20 protein-coding genes are annotated in these 18,535 nt (G+C 65.3%); 17 read left to right on the top strand and 3 right to left on the bottom strand.

The window, feature by feature from the left end:
* Positions 1-209 precede the first annotated feature (209 nt).
* The 8 genes from rpoZ (at position 210) to BI327_RS01285 (ending at position 7,557) form a co-directional block, all read left to right on the top strand.
* Entirely contained in the window at positions 210-602 is a 393-nt protein-coding gene (gene rpoZ, locus BI327_RS01320) for a DNA-directed RNA polymerase subunit omega (RefSeq protein WP_016844003.1), read from the top strand.
* A 218-nt stretch (positions 603-820) separates the two neighbouring features.
* A complete protein-coding gene (locus BI327_RS01315; protein ID WP_076857952.1) occupies positions 821-3,112 on the top strand; it encodes a RelA/SpoT family protein in 2,292 nt (763 codons plus the stop codon).
* Between the two features lie 78 nt (positions 3,113-3,190).
* Positions 3,191-3,952, top strand: coding sequence for a pyridoxine 5'-phosphate synthase (locus BI327_RS01310; RefSeq protein WP_076857951.1), 762 nt, complete (start codon positions 3,191-3,193; stop codon positions 3,950-3,952).
* On the top strand, positions 3,949-4,365 hold the full coding sequence (gene acpS, locus BI327_RS01305; protein ID WP_076857949.1) for a holo-ACP synthase: 417 nt from the start codon (positions 3,949-3,951) through the stop codon (positions 4,363-4,365). The genes BI327_RS01310 and acpS overlap by 4 nt, the downstream gene beginning before the upstream one ends.
* Positions 4,366-4,648: 283 nt before the next feature.
* Complete coding sequence (gene lepB, locus BI327_RS01300; RefSeq protein WP_076857947.1) at positions 4,649-5,410, top strand: signal peptidase I; 762 nt, start codon at positions 4,649-4,651, stop codon at positions 5,408-5,410.
* Positions 5,407-6,228 (top strand): ribonuclease III, encoded by an 822-nt coding sequence (gene rnc / locus BI327_RS01295; protein WP_076857945.1) that lies wholly within the window; start codon positions 5,407-5,409, stop codon positions 6,226-6,228. Before lepB ends, rnc begins: the two co-directional genes overlap by 4 nt.
* Positions 6,221-7,144 carry a GTPase Era gene (gene era / locus BI327_RS01290; RefSeq protein ID WP_076857943.1) on the top strand — a complete coding sequence of 308 codons (924 nt, stop codon included), beginning with the start codon at positions 6,221-6,223 and terminating at the stop codon, positions 7,142-7,144. The genes rnc and era overlap by 8 nt, the downstream gene beginning before the upstream one ends.
* 32 nt (positions 7,145-7,176) lie before the next feature.
* On the top strand, positions 7,177-7,557 hold the full coding sequence (locus BI327_RS01285; protein ID WP_076859102.1) for a hypothetical protein: 381 nt from the start codon (positions 7,177-7,179) through the stop codon (positions 7,555-7,557).
* A gap of 9 nt (positions 7,558-7,566) precedes the next feature.
* On the opposite strand, the gene BI327_RS01280 is transcribed toward BI327_RS01285, so the two are convergent.
* A complete protein-coding gene (locus tag BI327_RS01280; RefSeq protein ID WP_076857942.1) occupies positions 7,567-7,839 on the bottom strand; it encodes a hypothetical protein in 273 nt (90 codons plus the stop codon).
* Between the two features lie 62 nt (positions 7,840-7,901).
* Here BI327_RS01280 and recO point away from each other — a divergent pair, with 62 nt between their 5' ends.
* The 5 genes from recO (at position 7,902) to BI327_RS01255 (ending at position 13,381) form a co-directional block, all read left to right on the top strand.
* Positions 7,902-8,651 carry a DNA repair protein RecO gene (recO, locus tag BI327_RS01275; RefSeq protein ID WP_076857940.1) on the top strand — a complete coding sequence of 250 codons (750 nt, stop codon included), beginning with the start codon at positions 7,902-7,904 and terminating at the stop codon, positions 8,649-8,651.
* A gap of 99 nt (positions 8,652-8,750) precedes the next feature.
* Complete coding sequence (locus BI327_RS01270; protein WP_076857939.1) at positions 8,751-9,008, top strand: hypothetical protein; 258 nt, start codon at positions 8,751-8,753, stop codon at positions 9,006-9,008.
* A gap of 81 nt (positions 9,009-9,089) precedes the next feature.
* The gene (gene parC, locus BI327_RS01265; RefSeq protein ID WP_076857937.1) at positions 9,090-11,345 is read left to right on the top strand and encodes a DNA topoisomerase IV subunit A; all 2,256 of its coding nucleotides are present in this window, start codon (positions 9,090-9,092) and stop codon (positions 11,343-11,345) included.
* 107 nt (positions 11,346-11,452) lie between these two features.
* Positions 11,453-12,430: a cation diffusion facilitator family transporter gene (locus tag BI327_RS01260; RefSeq protein ID WP_076857935.1), complete on the top strand. Its 978-nt coding sequence runs from the start codon at positions 11,453-11,455 to the stop codon at positions 12,428-12,430.
* A gap of 147 nt (positions 12,431-12,577) precedes the next feature.
* Positions 12,578-13,381 carry an N-acyl homoserine lactonase family protein gene (locus tag BI327_RS01255; protein WP_076859101.1) on the top strand — a complete coding sequence of 268 codons (804 nt, stop codon included), beginning with the start codon at positions 12,578-12,580 and terminating at the stop codon, positions 13,379-13,381.
* On the opposite strand, the gene BI327_RS01250 is transcribed toward BI327_RS01255, so the two are convergent.
* Positions 13,372-14,187 carry a helix-turn-helix domain-containing protein gene (locus BI327_RS01250; protein ID WP_076857934.1) on the bottom strand — a complete coding sequence of 272 codons (816 nt, stop codon included), beginning with the start codon at positions 14,185-14,187 and terminating at the stop codon, positions 13,372-13,374. The two genes, BI327_RS01255 and BI327_RS01250, sit on opposite strands and share 10 nt — an antisense overlap.
* 79 nt (positions 14,188-14,266) lie before the next feature.
* Here BI327_RS01250 and BI327_RS01245 point away from each other — a divergent pair, with 79 nt between their 5' ends.
* Positions 14,267-15,145: a DMT family transporter gene (locus BI327_RS01245; protein WP_076859100.1), complete on the top strand. Its 879-nt coding sequence runs from the start codon at positions 14,267-14,269 to the stop codon at positions 15,143-15,145.
* On the opposite strand, the gene BI327_RS01240 is transcribed toward BI327_RS01245, so the two are convergent.
* Positions 15,146-15,331, bottom strand: a complete 186-nt coding sequence (locus BI327_RS01240; protein ID WP_076857932.1) for a hypothetical protein — start codon at positions 15,329-15,331, stop codon at positions 15,146-15,148.
* 141 nt (positions 15,332-15,472) lie between these two features.
* Between BI327_RS01240 and BI327_RS01235 the strand changes: the two genes are divergently transcribed.
* From BI327_RS01235 to BI327_RS01225, 3 genes are all read left to right on the top strand, one after another.
* A complete protein-coding gene (locus BI327_RS01235) occupies positions 15,473-16,033 on the top strand; it encodes a hypothetical protein (protein ID WP_076857930.1) in 561 nt (186 codons plus the stop codon).
* Positions 16,034-16,166: 133 nt separating this feature from the next.
* Complete coding sequence (locus BI327_RS01230; RefSeq protein WP_076857928.1) at positions 16,167-17,420, top strand: adenylate/guanylate cyclase domain-containing protein; 1,254 nt, start codon at positions 16,167-16,169, stop codon at positions 17,418-17,420.
* A gap of 256 nt (positions 17,421-17,676) precedes the next feature.
* Positions 17,677-18,483: a phytanoyl-CoA dioxygenase family protein gene (locus tag BI327_RS01225; RefSeq protein WP_076857926.1), complete on the top strand. Its 807-nt coding sequence runs from the start codon at positions 17,677-17,679 to the stop codon at positions 18,481-18,483.
* Positions 18,484-18,535: the final 52 nt, after the last annotated feature.

Genomic DNA, 18,535 nt, shown 5'->3' with positions numbered 1-18,535 from the left:
TTGACATTGCAATGAAGAGATTTACTTGCCTGGGACAGCAACCTGGCCATGTCGTCAGACGCTCCGGCCCTTCTGGCCCCGGCAGACCGAGTTATCAGAGCCTGTTCGGAAGGCAAATCACAAATTTTACCTTGCGAAACGGGGGCCAGCCCTATAACTAACCCTCATAACCTACATGTTCGGTCCCTTTTACCACGGAGCGCCTCGAGATGGCTCGCGTCACCGTCGAAGATTGCATTGATAAGGTCGACAATCGCTTCGACCTCGTCCTGTTGGCCGCGCACCGCGCCCGGATGATCTCGTCGGGCTCGCAACTCACGGTTGATCGCGACAACGACAAGAACCCGGTCGTCTCGCTGCGCGAGATCGCCGATTCGACGATCTCGCCGGAAGACCTGAAAGAGGAACTCGTGCACTCCCTGCAGAAGTTCGTCGAGGTCGACGAGCCCGAGCCCGACACCGTGCCGCTGATCGGTTCCGCCGGTGCCAGCGTCGACGCCGACGACACCGAGGTCGCGGTCGAGCGGATGACCGAGGAAGAGCTGCTGAAGGGCCTCGAGGGCCTGGCGCCGCCGGAGGAGCAGCCCGAGGAAGACGAGTAGGCTCGTCGTTCAGCTCCTGGTTTCCAAGAGATTTGCCAAAGGCCCGGACATCGTTCCGGGCCTTTGCTTTTGTTGACAATTTTGCTGTTACGGTGCGTCCTATGCGGACGCGGGAAATTGAATGGTTCCGGGGCCCGCGCGGGGTGCAGCTTCATTCGAAAGCGCACTAGATTGAGGAGAGTGGGACGTTCTGGTCCCGCACGAGAGGCAGCGAGTTCATGGCGTATCGACGCCGCAGTTCCATCCAGATGCAGGCTGCAACCGAAACGGTCGCGGTGGCGCCGGCGTCGTCCGCGGCGGAGAGGCCGGCCAAGCCGCGGACGCGCATGATGCGACAATATGACCTCGTCGAGCGGGTCCGTTCCTATAACCCCGACACCAACGAAGACCTGCTCAACCGCGCCTATGTCTACGCCATGAAGGCGCACGGCACGCAGATGCGTGCCTCCGGCGATCCCTATTTCTCGCATCCGCTCGAGGTCGCCGCGATCCTCACCAACCTCAAGCTCGACGACGCCACGATCGTGGCGGCGCTGCTGCACGACACGATCGAGGACACCGAGGCGACGCGGGCCGAGATCGACACCGTGTTCGGCCACGAGATCGGTGCGCTGGTCGAGGGCCTGACCAAGCTGAAGCGGCTGGAACTGGTGTCGCGCGAGGCCAAGCAGGCCGAGAATCTGCGCAAGCTGCTGCTGGCGATCGCCGACGACGTCCGCGTGCTGCTGATCAAGCTCGCCGACCGCCTGCACAACATGCGGACCATGGAGTTCATGCCGCCGGCCTCGCGCCGCCGCATCGCCGAGGAGACGCTGGATATCTATGCGCCGCTGGCCGGCCGCATGGGTATGCAGGAGATGCGCGAGGAACTCGAGGATCTGTCGTTCTTCGTGCTCGATCCCGAGGCCTATGCGGTGGTCAAGCAGCGGCTCGATTCACTGGCCGAGCGCAACCGCAACCTGATCGGCGAGATCGAAACCCAGCTCTCCAAGAACCTGCAGAAGAACGGCATCACCGCGCGGGTGTTCGGCCGGCGCAAGCAGCCGTTCTCGATCTGGACCAAGATGGAGCGCAAGTCGGTCGGCTTCGAGCAACTGTCCGACATCTACGGGTTCCGCATCATCCTCGACGATGTCGGCGCCTGCTACCGTGCACTCGGCATCGTTCACACCACCTGGCCGGTCGTGCCGGGCCGCTTCAAGGACTACATCTCGACCCCGAAGCAGAACGATTACCGCTCGATCCACACCACGGTGATCGGTCCCGGCAAGCAGCGCGTCGAATTGCAGATCCGCACCGAGGAAATGAACCAGATCGCCGAGTTCGGCATTGCCGCGCACGCCTTCTACAAGGAGGGCGAGGGCTCGCCGCACGAGCGGCTGAAGCACGAGTCCAACGCCTTCGCCTGGCTGCGCCACACCATCGGCATCCTCTCGGAAAGCTCCAATCCGGAAGAATTCCTCGAGCACACCAAGCTCGAGCTGTTCCACGACCAGGTGTTCTGCTTCACGCCGAAGGGCAAGCTGATCGCACTGCCGCGCAACGCCAACGTGATCGATTTCGCCTATGCCGTGCACACCGGTGTCGGCAACAGCGCGGTCGGCTGCAAGATCAACGGCAAGTTCGCGCCGCTGTCGTCCGAGTTGCAGAACGGCGACGAGGTCGAGGTGCTGACCTCGAAGGCGCAGTCGGCGCCGCCGTCGGCCTGGGAAGCGCTCGCCCGAACCGGCAAGGCGCGTGCCGCGATCCGGCGTGCCACCCGTGATGCCGTGCGCGACCAGTATGCCGGCCTCGGCCGCCGCATCGTCGACCGCCTGTTCGCCCGTGCCAAGATCGAATATGCCGACGACAAGCTGAAGGGCGCCTTGCCGCGGCTCGCGCGCACCTCGATCGAGGAGGTGATGGCCTCGGTCGGACGCGGCGAGATCAAGGCCTCCGACGTCGCGCGGGCGATGTATCCCGACTACAAGGAAGAGCGGCTGGTGCGCTACGGCGCCAAGAAGGGGCTCGCCGCCAAGCTGAAGACGCAGAACCCGCCGCATCCGGCGCGCGCCACCTCGGTGATCCCGGTGCGCGGCATCAATTCCGACCTGCCGGTGAAGTTCGCGCCGAACGGCGGCGCGGTGCCGGGCGACCGGATCGTCGGCATCGTCACGCCGGGCGAGGGGATCACGATCTATCCGATCCAGTCGCCGGCGCTGAAGGATTTCGAGGAGGAGCCGGAGCGCTGGCTCGACGTGCGCTGGGACATCGACGAGACCATGCCGCAGCGCTTTCCGGCGCGCATCCTGATCCACAATGTCAACGAGCCCGGCAGCCTCGCCCAGATCGCGACCGTGATCGCCGAGCACGACGGCAACATCGACAACATCCACATGTCGCGCCAATCGCCCGATTTCACGGAGCTGACCATCGATCTTGAGGTCTATGACCTCAAGCATCTCCTCGCTATCATCGCGCAGTTGCGCGCCAAGGCCGTGGTCGCGAAGGTCGAGCGCGTCAATGGGTAAGCACAGGCGAGCGGAAGCGACGCCGTCCTTCAGACGGCGATGCCCGCGCGTGACAGGCTAGAATTGCAGGTCAGGGAAATGACAAAGGCTGCTCCGCTCCGTCTCGGTATCAATGTCGATCACGTCGCGACCCTGCGCAATGCGCGCGGCGGGGCGCGGCCCGATCCGGTGCGGCTGGCGCTCGCCGCGATCGCGGCCGGCGCCGACGGCATCACCGCGCATTTGCGCGAGGACCGCCGCCACATCCGCGACGAGGACATGGCGCGGCTCAAGGCCGAGATCTCCAAGCCGCTGAATTTCGAGATGGCGGCGACCGACGACATGCTGCGGATCTCGCTCGCCACCAAGCCGCACGCGGTTTGCCTGGTGCCGGAACGGCGCCAGGAGCTCACCACTGAAGGCGGCCTCGACGTGGTCGGCCAGCACAACGCGCTGGCGCCGTTCATCGCACGGCTCAACGATGCCGGCATCCGGGTCTCGCTGTTCATCGCCGCCGATCCCAGGCAGATCGAGATGGCCGCGAAGCTGAAGGCGCCGGTCATCGAGATTCACACCGGCGGCTGGTGCGACGCGGTGGTCGACGGCCACAAGGACAAGGCTGAGGCCGAATGGACGCGGATCGTCGCCGGCGCAAAGCTCGCGCAGGCGGCCGGGCTCGAGGTCCATGCCGGCCACGGGCTCGACTATGAGACTGCGGAGACGATCTCCGCGCTGCCCGAAATCCGCGAGCTGAACATCGGCTATTTCATGATGGGCGAGGCGCTGTTCGTCGGCATCGCCGCCACGGTGCGCGAGATGCGCGCGGCGATGGACCGCGGCCGCGCCAAGGTTGGCGCATGATCATCGGCATCGGCTCCGACCTGATCGACATCACCCGGATCGCGAAGGTGATCGAGCGCCATGGCGAGCGCTTCCTCGATCGCATCTTCACCGACGCCGAGCGCGCCAAGGCGATGCGCCGCGCCAACAACGAGAAGATGGTGGTCGCGACCTACGCCAAGCGTTTCGCCGCCAAGGAAGCCTGCTCCAAGGCGCTCGGCACCGGTATCCGGCGCGGGGTGTGGTGGAAGGACATGGGGGTGGTGAACCTGCCGGGAGGGCGGCCGTCGATGCGGCTGACCGGCGGGGCGCTGGCCCGGCTCCAGGAACTGACGCCCGAGGGCATGCAGGCGCAGATCGACCTTTCGATCACCGACGATTGGCCGCTGGCGCAGGCCTTCGTCATAATTTCGGCGGTTGCCCCCGCCAGATGAGCGCGCGGCGGCGGAATCTGCCAGAAAACTTCAGCAAACTAAAAAATCATTGATATTTCAATGAATTGCGAAGTTTTGAGGCGGCGATTGATTGCGCCCCTGCGAACAACCGTCTAAAACGCCGCAGGGTTATATCGAGCGAGACGCTGATTCCGGGTTTAGGCCGGAATTTGCCCTCAAGATCAGTATCAAGGCCATTTTCCTCACGCGAAGGCCGAACGCTTCGCGCGAAGAGAACGTTCTGCCACCGCGTGGGTCAAGGCCTGCGGGAATTGGGAAAGCAATGAGCGTGACCACCGGGACCAAATCTGAAAGCGGCTTGGGCGAGACCATCCGCGTTGTCATCCATGCCCTTCTGATCGCGCTCGTTATCCGCACCTTCCTGTTCCAGCCGTTCAACATCCCGTCGGGGTCGATGAAGGCGACGCTCTTGGTCGGCGACTATCTGTTCGTCTCGAAATACTCCTACGGCTACAGCCACTATTCGATCCCGTTCTCGCCGAACATTTTCTCCGGCCGCATCTTCGGCTCGGAGCCGAACCGCGGCGATATCGTGGTGTTCCGCCTGCCGCGGGATGACTCCACCGACTACATCAAGCGCGTCATCGGACTGCCGGGCGACCGCATCGAGGTGAAGGGCGGGCTGCTCTACATCAATGATGAGCCGATCAAGCGGGAGCGGCTGAGCGACTTCGTCGGCGAGGACCCGTGCGGTTCGGCGGATGCCACCGCCCGCGTCAAGCGCTGGAAGGAGACGCTGCCGAACGGCGTCAGCTACGAGACGCTGGACTGCACCGACAACAGCTACATGGACAACACCATCGTCTACACCGTTCCGCCCGGGCATTTCTTCATGATGGGCGACAACCGCGACAATTCCACCGACAGCCGCTTCCTGTCGCAGGTCGGCTACGTGCCGTTCGAGAACATCATCGGGCGCGCCCAGATGATCTTCTTCTCGATCGCCGAGGGTGAGCAGGCCTGGATGATCTGGCGCTGGCCGTTCGCCGTGCGGTGGAATCGCCTATTTTCCATCGTGCGATGAACGACGATACCGCAGCCATCAACGATCAGGCGCCCAACGGCGAGCCGAGCCAGACGCCTGCCGCCGACAGCACGGCCGCGCCGAAGAAGCGGCGCAGCAAGGCGGCCAAGGCCGCCGAAGCGAAGGCCGCGATCGCCGGCACCGAGGCGCGGATCGGCTACACCTTCTCTGACGCAGCGCTGCTGACCACCGCGTTCACCCACGTCTCCGCGCTGAAGCCCGCGACCCGCAACCGCGCCGACAGCTACCAGCGGCTGGAATTCCTCGGCGACCACGTGCTCGGGCTGATCGTGTCCGACATGTTGTTCCGGGCGTTTCCGAAGGCCGACGAGGGCGAATTGTCGAAGCGGCTCGCCGATCTCGTGCGCAAGGAGAGCTGCGCCGATGTCGCCAAGTCGCTCGGGCTGCTCGAGGACATCAAGCTCGGCATGGTGAAGGCGGTCGAGGGCGCACGGCTGCGCAAGTCCGTGCTCGGCGATATCTGCGAGGCGGTGATCGGGGCGATCTTCCTCGACGGCGGCTACGAGGCCGCGCGCCAGTTCGTCGAGCGCAACTGGACCGAACGGATGCACAAGCTGCGGCGGCCGCTGCGCGATCCCAAGACCGTGTTGCAGGAATGGGCGCAAGGCAAGGGATTGCCGACGCCGGTCTATCGCGAGGTCGAACGCACCGGCCCGCACCACGATCCACAATTCCGCGTTGCCGTTGACCTGCCGGGCCTGGCCTCCGCCGAGGGCCTCGGCGGCAACAAGCGCGCGGCAGAGAAGGCAGCAGCATCCGCGATGATCGAGCGCGAAGGCGTCGGTACCAATGACTGACGAAGCTAAAGGGCAGGGAGACGCGACGCGCTGTGGCTTCGTCGCGCTGATCGGTGCACCCAACGTCGGCAAGTCGACGCTGGTCAACGCGCTGGTGGGCTCCAAGGTCACCATCGTGTCGCGCAAGGTGCAGACCACGCGGGCGCTGATCCGCGGCATCGTGATCGAGGGCAACGCGCAGATCATCCTGGTCGACACGCCCGGCATCTTCGCGCCGCGGCGCCGGCTTGACCGCGCCATGGTGTCGACCGCCTGGAGCGGCGCGCACGATGCCGATCTCGTCTGCGTGCTGCTCGACGCCAAGTCGGGCATCGACGAGGAGGCCAACGCGATCCTGGCCAAGCTCGAGACCGTCGCGCATCCGAAGATCCTGGTGCTCAACAAGGTCGACCTCGTGCAGCGCGAGAAATTGCTGGCGCTGGCCCAGGCCGCCAACGAGCGGATGCGCTTCGAGCACACCTTCATGATCTCGGCGCTGTCGGGCGACGGCGTTGCCGACCTGCGCCAGACGCTGGCGAAGCTGGTGCCGGCGGGGCCGTTCCTCTATCCCGAGGACCAGATGTCGGATGCGCCGATGCGGCATCTGGCGGCCGAGATCACCCGCGAGAAGATCTACAGCCATCTGCATCAGGAATTGCCGTATCAGTCGACGGTCGAGACCGACAGCTGGACCGACCGCAAGGACAAGTCGATCCGGATCGAGCAGACGATCTTTGTCGAGCGCGAGAGCCAGCGCAAGATCGTGCTCGGCAAGGGCGGCGCCACCATCAAGTCGATTGGCGCGCAGGCCCGTGCCGAGATTGCCGAGATCATGGGCGTGCCGGTGCATCTGTTCCTGTTCGTCAAGGTGCGCGAGAACTGGGGCGACGATCCCGACCGCTACAAGGAAATGGGACTGGACTTCCCCAAGGAATAAGAACCGGCGTTTGCATGAACGTGCCCAAGGCAATGAATGTGCCCAGAAACGTGCTGTGGTTTGAGGTGCTTCTCTATCTCTCGCTGACGCTCGACGCGCTGTCGGTGGCGTTCCAGGACCGCACGCCGACCGCCGTGAGGACCGAGCAGATGATCACGGGCGAGACCCTGACCGCCGGCTGCATGATCCTGCTGCTGGTGTATTTCGTCCGGCTCGCCGCCCAGCACCGCAAGAACTGGCCGCGCTGGGCGCTGGCCGCGATGCTGGTGCTGTCGGTGATCTCGCTGGTGCAGGTGATCGGCGAGAAGGGCCTCGAGATCGACAGCGCGATCGAGATCGTGTCCTGCATCCTGACCACGGCCGGGCTGTATTACTCCTTCACCGGCGACGCGCAGGGCTGGTTCAACGCGTAGCGCCAGACCTCACGATCGGTACGCGTGGAAGATGACGATCCCGCTCACCACGATAACCCAGAAGACGAAGCCCACGATGACGCCGAGCGAAGCTGACAGGACCATCCGGCCCTGAGGCGAGCGAGTGATTCTGGGAATACCGATCCAGCTGATCTTGCCGTCGGGGCGTTCGATGGTCACCTTGCCGAGCGTTGCGGCGAAGACCACCGGATGCATTTCCCAGAACGCCCAGAACACAAGTTCGAGCACGCCGGCGATCAAGTCGCCGATGAGGCTAGCCATTACGATCATCTCGCATATGTCGACAACTTCAGTATCGGACCGGTTGGCGGTATAGTTAGCACATGGAATGGACCGACGAAGGCATTGTGCTGGGCGTCCGGCGGCATGGCGAATCCTCCGCCATCGTCGAGCTGTTGACGCGCGAGCATGGCCGTCATCTCGGCCTGGTGCGCGGCGGCGCCAGCTCGCGGATGCGGCCGCTGCTGCAGCCCGGCAACAGCGTCACCGCGGTGTGGCGGGCGCGGCTCGACGAGCATCTCGGGATGTATGCGCTGGAGGGCACCCGGCTGCGCGCGGCAACGCTGCTCGCCTCGTCGCACGCGGTCTACGGCGTCACCCATCTGGCTGCGCTGGCACGGCTGCTGCCGGAGCGCGATCCGCATGAAGACATCTACGAGATGCTGCAGGGGACGCTCGACGATTTCGAGGACACAGGCGTTGCCGCCGTGCACGTGATCCGGTTTGAGCTCGCCATGCTGACCGAGCTCGGCTTCGGGCTCGACCTGGAAAATTGCGCAGCCACCGGCGAGACCACCGACCTGGTCTATGTGTCGCCGAAATCCGGCGGCGCCGTGTCTCGTAGCGCCGGCGAGCCGTGGCGCGACCGGCTGTTGCCGCTGCCGGCGTTCCTGCGCGAAGGCGAAGGCGGCGCCAACAGCTGGTCGGACCAGGACCTGATCGACGGCTTCCAGATCACCGGCCTGTTCCTGCTCCGCCATGTGCTGGAGCCGCGCGGGCAGGGCCATTCCGACGCCCGCGACGGATTCATCAATGCCGTGGCCAGGCGGCGGAGCCGGCTGGCGGGGACCTGAGGCGCAGACCTTCGCGCGCCCCTGTCATGCATCGAGGTGACGGGAACGAAATCGCCCTGTGGCGCGTTCCGGACCCGTGGTTCCATCGAAGGGCGACCGATGTTTCTGCGGGGAATTGTCATTTCGGCGGCGTTGCTGACGCTGGCGCCGGACGCAAATGCCGGCGAGCAGGGGGGCGTGCTGCGTCGCGTCTCCTGCACGGTGGTTCGCTACTACGTCGCCAAATACTCGGCCGCGGCGGCCGAAGGCTGGGCGCGAGCCCACGGCGCAACCGACGCCGAGATCGAGATCGCCCGCCATTGCCTCAAAGAGGCTCCGGTCAGGACCGTGCGGGCGGCCAACCAGGCCACGCAATAATTGCGCGAATCAGGTGAATCGGTGCGCGTTTGAGCTGATTCGCGGCTTGCCCGATTCAGCGCAAAAGTTTAACGCCTCCCCATGGGAAAGCGACAGACCCCGCCGGAAGAGCCGGCCGAAATTCACGAGGTGCCGCTGCGTGATGCGCTCGAGGAGCGCTATCTCGCCTATGCGCTCTCGACCATCATGCACCGTGCGCTGCCGGACGCCCGCGACGGGCTGAAGCCGGTGCACCGGCGCATCCTTTACGGCATGGACCTGCTCGGGCTCGACCCGCGCGCCGCGTTCAAGAAGTCGGCCAAGATCGTCGGCGACGTGATGGGCTCGTTCCATCCGCATGGCGACCAGGCGATCTATGACGCCATGGTGCGTTTGGCGCAGGATTTCTCCTCGCGCTATCCGCTGGTCGACGGCCAGGGCAATTTCGGCAATATCGACGGCGATAATCCGGCCGCCTACCGCTACACCGAAGCGCGCATGACCGAGGTCGCGCGGCTCCTGCTCGACGGCATCGACGAGGACGGCGTCGAGTTTCGGCTCAATTACGACGGCCAGTCGAAAGAGCCGGTGGTGCTGCCGGGCGGCTTCCCGAACCTGCTCGCCAACGGCGCGCAGGGCATCGCGGTCGGCATGGCGACCTCGATCCCGCCGCACAATGCCGCCGAGCTCTGCGACGCCGCGCTGCATCTGATCGAGAAGCCCGACGCCAAGTCGAAGGCGCTGTTGAAATGGGTCAAGGGCCCGGACTTCCCGACCGGCGGCATCGTCGTCGATTCCAAGGAAGCGATCGTCGAGGCCTACACCACCGGGCGCGGCTCGTTCCGCACCCGCTCGCGCTGGACCCAGGAGGAGGGCGCGCGCGGCACCTGGGTGGTCGTCGTCACCGAGATTCCGTGGCTGGTGCAGAAGTCGCGGATCGTCGAGAAGATCGCCGAACTCATCAACGAGAAGAAGCTGCCGCTGGTCGCCGACGTCCGCGATGAGTCGGCCGAGGACGTGCGGCTCGTGATCGAGCCGAAATCGCGCACCGTCGATCCGGCGCTGATGATGGAATCGCTGTTCCGCCTCACTGAGCTGGAAAGCAAGATCTCGCTGAACCTGAACGTGCTGATCAAGGGCCGCATCCCGAAGGTGGTCGGCCTTGCCGAGTGCCTGCGCGAATGGCTCGACCATCTGCGCGACGTGCTGGTCCGCCGCTCCAACTTCCGCAAGACGCAGATCGAGCACCGGCTCGAAATCCTCGGCGGCCAGCTGATCGCCTATCTGAACCTCGACAAGGTGATCAAGATCATCCGCACCGAGGACGAGCCGAAGCCGGTCCTGATCAAGACCTTCAAGCTGTCGGAGGTCCAGGCCGAGGCCATCCTCAACATGCGGCTGCGCAATTTGCGCCGCCTGGAGGAGATGGAGATCCGCACCGAGGACAAGGATCTCCGCAAGGAACTGAAGGGGATCGAGGGGCTGCTCGGCTCCGAGACCGAGCAGTGGGCCAAGGTCGGCGAGCAGGTGCGCAAGGTCCGCGACATCTTCGGGCCCAAGACGCCGCTCGGCAAGCGCCGCACCACCTTCGCCGATGCGCCCGAACACGACCTCGCCGCGATCGAGGAAGCCCTCGTCGAGCGCGAGCCGTGCACCGTCGTGATCTCCGAGAAGGGCTGGGTGCGCACGCTGAAGGGCCATGTCGAGGATCTCTCGGGGCTCGCCTTCAAGACCGACGACAAGCTGGAGCACTCGTTCTTCGCCGAGACCACCTCGAAGCTGTTGCTGTTCGCCACCAACGGCAAGTTCTACTCGCTCGACGTGGCAAAGTTGCCGGGCGGCCGCGGCCATGGCGAGCCGATCCGCATGTTCATCGACCTCGAGCAGGACGCGGCGATCATCTCGCTGTTCGTCAACAAGGGCGAGCGCAAGTTCCTGATCGCGAGCAGCGAGGGGCAGGGCTTCATCGTCAAGGAAGAGGATTGCGTCGGCAACACCCGCAAGGGCAAGCAGGTGCTCAACGTCGAGATGCCGAACGAGGCCCGCGCGATCACGACCGTGAACGGCGACACCGTTGCCGTGATCGGCACCAACCACAAGATGGTGCTGTTCGGTCTCGACCAAGTGCCGGAGATGGCGCGTGGCCGCGGCGTGCGCTTGCAGAAATACACCAGCTCGGAGCTGTCCGACGTCGCGGTGTTCGATGCCAAGGCCGGCCTGACCTGGAAGGATTCCGCCGGCCGCGAGCACAGCATGACCATGAAGGAACTGGCCGACTGGCGCGGCAACCGCGCCGACGCCGGCCGGCTCGCCCACGGCCTGCCGAAGTCGAACAAGTTCAATCGCGGCGTGGAGTGATTGCGTAGGGCGGGTTAAGCGCAAGCCGTAACCCGCCGCTGCGGTGTGATAGTATCCACATTTCACCGCGCTATAACCGTCGCCGACACATTCGGGCGACGGTTGCCATGGCGCACAATCACGACCACGACCATGACCACAGCGGTCATTCGCACGGGCACGCCCATGGCGGCCACTCCCACGCGGGCCATTCCCATGCCGGGCACAGCCACGCGCCCGACAGTTTCGGGACTGCCTTTGCGGTCGGCGCGTCGCTCAACACCGCCTTCGTCATCGCGGAGCTGATCTTCGGCTACTCCGCCAACTCGCTCGCCCTTGTCTCCGACGCCGTCCACAATCTCTCCGACGTCATCGCGCTGCTGTTGGCCTGGGGCGGGGCGTGGCTCGCCGGCCGGCGCCCGACCGACACCCACACCTATGGCTACCGCCGTGCCTCGATCCTGGCGGCACTGTTCAATGCCGGGCTGCTGCTGATCGCGGTCGGCGGCATCGCGGTCGAGGCCATCAACCGCTTCCGCGAGCCGGCGGAGGTCGCGAGCTGGACCGTGGTCTGGGTCGCGGCGCTCGGCATCCTGATCAATGGCGGCACCGCGCTGTTGTTCATGCGCGGCCGCGACAGCGACCTCAACGTCCGCGGCGCCTATCTGCACATGGCGGCGGATGCCGGCGTCTCGCTCGGCGTCGTGATCGCCGCGCTGCTGATCATGGCGACCGGCTGGCAGTGGCTCGATCCGGCGATCAGCCTCGTCATCGCCGTGGTCGTGCTGCTGAGCGGCTGGGAGCTTGCCCGCGACAGCGTCAACCTCGCGCTCGACGCGGTGCCGAGGGGGATCGACCTCAAGCAGGTGAGGGACTATCTCGCCGCGCTCGAGGGCGTCACCGAGGTGCACGATCTGCACATCTGGGCGATGAGCACCAGCGAGACCGCGTTGACCGCGCATCTGGTGCGGCCCGGCGGCCATGACGACGTCTTCCTGCATCGGGTCTGCGCCGAGCTCTCGGAGCGGTTCAGCATTCACCACGCGACGCTGCAGGTCGAGATCAGCAGCGAGACCTGCCGGCTGGCGCCGGCCGAAATGGTCTAGCCGGCGGCCGTCACGCCCTCGCGTTCAATTGATCGGCCGACCTATCTCCATGTCTTCCTCGGGCGGCGGCGGCACGGCAGATTACGACCGCGCGAATAGCCGGCGCGATCAACGGAGGGCGACGTGAAGAAGGCAATCAGTCTTGCGATGTTGCTGTGGATCGCCGGCGCGCCGCCGCATGCGGATGCCCAACCGGCGAAATCCGGCGTCGAGCGGCTCTACATCCTCAACTGCGGTGAAGGCGTCGCCGGCGACATTTCACGCTGGTCGCCCGGCGTCAACGAAGGCAAGTCGATGGACTTCGTCGACAATTGCTACCTGATCAAGCACGCGCAGGGCTGGTTCCTGTGGGACACCGGCATTCCCGACGCGGTGGCGGCGATGCCGAACGGCCTCGCGCCGGCCGATCCCAAGGCGATCACCTGGCGGCGGCCGAAGACGCTCGCTGCGCAGCTCGACCAGCTCGGGGTGAAGCCTTCGGATATCAAGGCGATCGCGGTCTCGCACACCCATCCCGATCACATCGGCAATGTCGAGATGTTTCCGGCCGCGATGCTGTATGTCCAGAAGGCGGAGTATGAGTGGCCCGGCGTCAACAACGCGCCGCGCTTCAAGCCCGAGCATCCCGTCACCAAGCTCGAGGGCGACCGCGACGTGTTCGGCGACGGCAGCATCACCATCCTCTCGACGCCGGGCCACACGCCCGGCCACCAGTCGCTGCTGGTGAAATTGCCGAACACCGGCGCGGTCGTGCTGAGCGGCGATGCCGTTCATTTCAGGGATAATTGGGACAATCGGCGGGCACCGAGCATGAACGCCAGCAAGGAGCAGACGCTGGCCTCGATGCAGAAGATCGCCGACACTTTGACGAAAGAGAAGGCGCAGCTCTGGATCAACCACGACAAGGCGCAGCGCGACGGACTGAAGCTGTCGCCGGAGTTTTATGACTGAGCAGCCGTTGCCGCGCGGGGGTTCGACCAGCTTCGAAAAAGCTGCGCGGTCTCCTCGTCCATTGGGAAGAAGCTCTCGATCCGCAATTCCTGCAGCGTGACGTCCTGCGGCGTCCCCAGCGTTGCGATCGTCGTGAACAGTTGCAGGCGGACGTCGCCCTTGCGGAACAGCATCGGCAGTACCGGTCCGGATGTTGGGGGCGGCGCCGCCAACGCGGGCTCGACGCCATCATAGGCTAGCAGGCGCTTGAGCAAGTCAGCCGTTGCGGTGGTGCCGTCGACGGCCGCATCGGCCTCGACGCTGCGCACGAAGTAGCCGGCGACCTCGGTCCAGTTGGTGAGATACGGTCGCAGCACGCCGGGCGCGGCCAGCGCGTCGGCGAGGTTGACCGCCGTACCGGGCGCGAGCGGCCCGACCAGGAATTCCACCAGCCGGCCGGCGCCGGCATTGGCGAGCAGCAAATTCCAGTGCCGGTCGACCACAACAGCAGGGAAGGGCTCCTGCTGCGCCAGGATGAAATCGAGCGCGTAACGGATCTGGGCGAGCTCAGGCGCCGCAAGATCGGTCTGCCGCCATACCGGCGCGAAGCCGGCGGCGACCAAGAGCGCATTCTGCTGGCGCAGCGGCACGTCGAGCGCCGCGGCGAGCCGGATCACCATGTCGCGGCTCGGTGCGGCGCGGCCGAGCTCGAGGAAGCTCAGATGGCGCTGCGAGATGTCCGCGCGTCCGGCCAGCTCGAGTTGCGAGTGGCCCTTGCGCTGCCGCCACCAGCGCAGGCTGGCTGCAAAATCGCGCTGCTGCGACATGAATACCTACCAGGTAGTTGCCGGAATGATCTCGCTGGGCAAGATGCCACAAGCGAGCGCGAAGCGCATGGGCAGCAGGATGGGCGAGTGGATCGGCGTTGCGATTGCACTGGTCTCGAGCTGCCTCGGCGGCACGGCGGCCGCGATCACGCGTTATCTGGCAGGCAATGCCGACCCGATCACGCTTGCGATCCTGCGCTGGGCGATCGGCTTCCTCTGCGTGCTTCCCGCCGCGCTCCTGCTCGGGGCGAAATGGCCGCGGCGCGCCGATTTGCCGGCGGTCGCAGCACTCGGCGTGGCGTTCTTCGGCGTGTTCTTCGTGCTCTATAATCTAGCGATGTCCTACACGACGGCGGCGCGCGCCAGCCTTGCGCTGGCGACGTTGCCGCTCTCCACCATGGTGGTCGGCGCCGTGCTCGGCATCGAGCCGTTGACGACGCGCAAATCGGCCGGGGTCTCGATTGCGGTGCTTGGCGTGGCCGCCGCGCTGGCATCCGGGCTGTCGGCGGCGCCGCCGGGGGCTTGGCGCGGCGAGCTGATCATGGCCGCCGCGGTGCTCTGCATGGCGTTCTACAACGTGCTGTCGCGACCGTTCATCCGCCGTTCCAGCGCGCTCGGCTTCCTCACCGTGGGCATGGGCGCGGGCGCTGCGGCGCTGGTGGTGGTCGGGGCGTTCACCGGCAGTCTGGCGACGCTGCGCGATTTCGGCGCATCGCAGTGGATCGCGGGGCTCTATCTCGGGATCGCCGGCGGCGCGCTGGCCTTCATCCTGTGGGTGCTGGCGCTGGAACGGGCCTCGCCGACCCGCGTCGCCAACACCATGACGGTCAATCCGATCGCTGCCGGGCTGCTGGCGAAGCAGCTGGTCGGGGAGCCGATCACGGCCAATCTGGTGCTTGGCCTGATCGCGGTCTTCGCCGGAATCTGGATCGCGACGTCGGAAACCAGATCGGGCTGATCAGTCGTGCGGGGCGGTCGGCGCGGCGACCGGTGCGGCCGGCCCATGCTTCGGCTTCAGCGTGCCGGCGTAGAACGACAGGGCGAAGACCAGGATCAGGCCGCCAAGATAGACCCCATAGGATTGCGGCGGCGTGATCGCCCATTGCATGAGCCGTCGGATCGGATTGGGCGGATTGCTATCCATGCCGTGTTGTGCGCGAACGCCGCGGCAAAAGGAAGCGCAAATCCTGTCAGGATGCTCGCAAAGGTTGCATCGTAAGTATTGCAGTGCTAAAGCTAGAGGCGGCGATGCGATTTGCGGCTCTTGACCAGGAATGAGGTCAACATGATCAGCAAGATTGCCTGCACAGTTGCGTTGTTGATGCTGGGTTGGGTTGCGCCGGGTCAGGCACAACAGCCGGCACCTGCAGACTCCAACGCCTCGATTGTAGCCAATCCCGCCGTCGAACGAATTCTCAGGGATCCAAAGCAGGGCGAGGCCACCGTCGTGCTGGAGGGCTATGTCGGGCTGTCGACGCCGGAGACGGTGCGGCTGTACAGCGACCTGACCCTGCAGCGATATTGGGACATACCGCGCAATGAAATTGTGCGGCAGGTGCAGGGCAATGACCCCGAGAAGGATCCCATAAAGCTCTACGTTCGATCGTCGACGCTGGTGGCTTCGGCCAGCAAGATGACCGCCGAGATCGCCACAATGCAAAGGGCGATGTTCGATTCCAGCGGAAAAAGGTCGATGCGGCGGACCTCGTCGAAGTCCAGATTTGCCGGCACCGGCGCAATGGCAGGCATAGAGGTATGCTCCGGCTTCTGTGAGGTATGCGCCCTTGGCGCGGGGGCAGCGTGTCTGCTGTGTGCGGACTGCGTTCTGCAACCATGGCCGGATTGATGAACCGGTAAAGTCCGGCAGGCCTGTCCTTGGGCGGCCTGTGGCGAGGCTCAGCGGGCGCCGCCGCCAGGTTGGGCTTGGCATGCGCCGTCAAGCCTTCCTCCCGCACCGATTGCCCGGCATAATCCAGCTTATGGAACTGACGCCCCGTTTGCGCCTCATGAATTGGCTGGTCCGCCAGGGTCTGACGGGCCTGCCGGAAAACGACCTGCTGCGCGGCTTCTGCGAGCGCTGCCGGGCCGCAGGCATGCCGCTGTCGCGGGCGATCGTCTTCATCGACACCCTGCATCCGATCTTCGAGGGACGCGGCTTCCGCTGGAACGACGGCGAGAGCAACGAGGCCGACATCTTCGAATACGGCTCGACCAGCACCGGCGAGGCCAGCCAGACCTGGCGGCGGTCGGCCTTCTACCACATGCTCGAAAACGGCCATGACGAGATGGTGATTGATCTCGCCGGGACACATGATTTCTCGATGATCGGCGAGCTTGCCGAGAAGGGCCACAAGCACTTCGCCGCCTTCGTGCATCGCTTCGGCGAGGCCGGTACGATCGGCGAGATGGACTGCTTCTATTCCTACTACACCACCCGGCATTCGGACGGCTTCGGTGAGAATCACATGGCGGCGCTGCGCGACCTGGTGCCGGTGCTCGGGCTCGCGATCAAATCGGCCGCGCAGGTCGAGATCGCCCGCACACTCGGACGGGTCTATCTCGGCCGCGAGACGGCGGAGCAGGTGCTGCGCGGGCGCATGCAGCGCGGCATCACCGAGAAGATCAAGGCCGTGCTGTGGTATTCCGACGTGCGCGGCTCGACCGCGATCAGCGAGCGCATCGGCCCCGACGAGATCATTCCGTTCCTCAACGACTACGCCCAGGCCTCGATCGACGCGATCCATGATGCCGGCGGCGAGGTGCTGAAGCTGATCGGCGATGGCGTGCTGGCGATGTTCACCGGAGAGAATTTGGCAGGCGCCAAGCGCGCGGCGCTGCGGGCCGAGCACAAATTCCGCAACAACATGGATGCGTTGAACGAGCGCCGCGCCGCGGACGGGCAGCCGACCACGACGGCCTATGTCGGCCTTCATGTCGGCGAGGTGTTTTACGGCAATATCGGCAGCGAGGACCGGCTCGACTTCACGGTGGTCGGACCCGCCGTCAATGAGGTCAGCCGGATCGCCTCGATGTGCGCCTCGGTCGATCGCGAACTGCTGGCCTCGACCGCGTTCCGCGCCGGGCTCGACGCCGCCGGCCGGAACTACCTGGTCTCCACGGGCCGCTTCGTGCTGCGCGGCATCGGCCATGCGCAGGATCTCTACACGCTGGATCCGGCGGTTGCCGCCGACGAGGTCGTCGGCGGCAAATATGAGCGGTACCTGGCGAGCTAGGGTGAGGGGCAGGGCATCATGCTGTTGCTCCGTTGCCAATCCAAGGTTGTGCGGTATACTCGACCCACCATGATGATCCGTACCCTCAATATCGCATCGGTCTTCTTCCTGAGCCTGTGACGGCACCGCTTTCCAAGCGGTTGGAAGACGAATGAGCTGATGGCCGCGCGGCCTGAGGCATTTCTCCGGACCGAATGAGCCCGACTGTTCTGCTTCGCGCAGACGAGTGTCGTTGGCTGAACGATATGAGGACTTCATGCCCCCCCGTGACGACGAACCCGTGTGCGCCCTTGGCGACGCACAGATAGAGCAATTCATCCAGGATGGATTTGTCAGGATCGACCACGCCTTTCCACGGGCGCTGGCCGACCAAGGCCGCGCCATCCTGTGGCGCGATCTGCCGTGTGATCCCGCTGATCCGGCGACCTGGACGCGGCCGGTCGTCCGGCTGGATTACTACGGCGATGAGCCGTTCAGGCAGGCCGCCAACACACCGGTGCTCCATGCGGCGTTCGACCAACTGGTCGGCAAGGGGCGCTGGCTCCCACGACCCAACCTCGGAACGTTTCCGGTGCGATTTCCAAGCCCGCACGATCCGGGCGATGCCGGCTGGCATATCGACGCGGGCTTTCGCAGCGAGGCCAGTGATTTCTCGTCCCGGCGGTCGAATGTCACCTCGCGCGGCCGCGCGCTGCTGATGCTGTTTCTGTTCTCCGACGTCGGCGTGTGCGACGCGCCCACGCGCATCAAGGTCGGATCGCATCGTGACATCGCGCGGTCACTCGAACCGGCCGGCGACGCGGGCCTGTCTTACGTCGAGCTCGACCAATTGGGTACGGCGCTTGACCGGCCCGAGGCGCCGGCGACCGGTGAAGCCGGCACGGTCTATTTGTGTCACCCCTTCCTCGTGCACGCAGCGCAGATGCATCGTGGCACGGAGCCGCGCTTTCTGGCCCAACCGCCGCTGGCTCCGGCCGAACCGTTCAGGCTCGTCCGGGAAGACGGCGGCTATTCGCCGGTCGAAATCGCCATCCGGCTCGCGTTGCAGGAAAAGCGGAGGTGATCGCGATGCGCGTGGTGATCCTTACACGAGCGTCCGGCTCCGGAAAAACCGC

The organism is Bradyrhizobium mercantei (assembly GCF_001982635.1).
GTDB lineage: Bacteria > Pseudomonadota > Alphaproteobacteria > Rhizobiales > Xanthobacteraceae > Bradyrhizobium > Bradyrhizobium mercantei.
The sequence above is the reverse complement of the archived record's forward strand: the minus strand, read 5'-3'. Positions and strand labels throughout refer to the sequence as shown.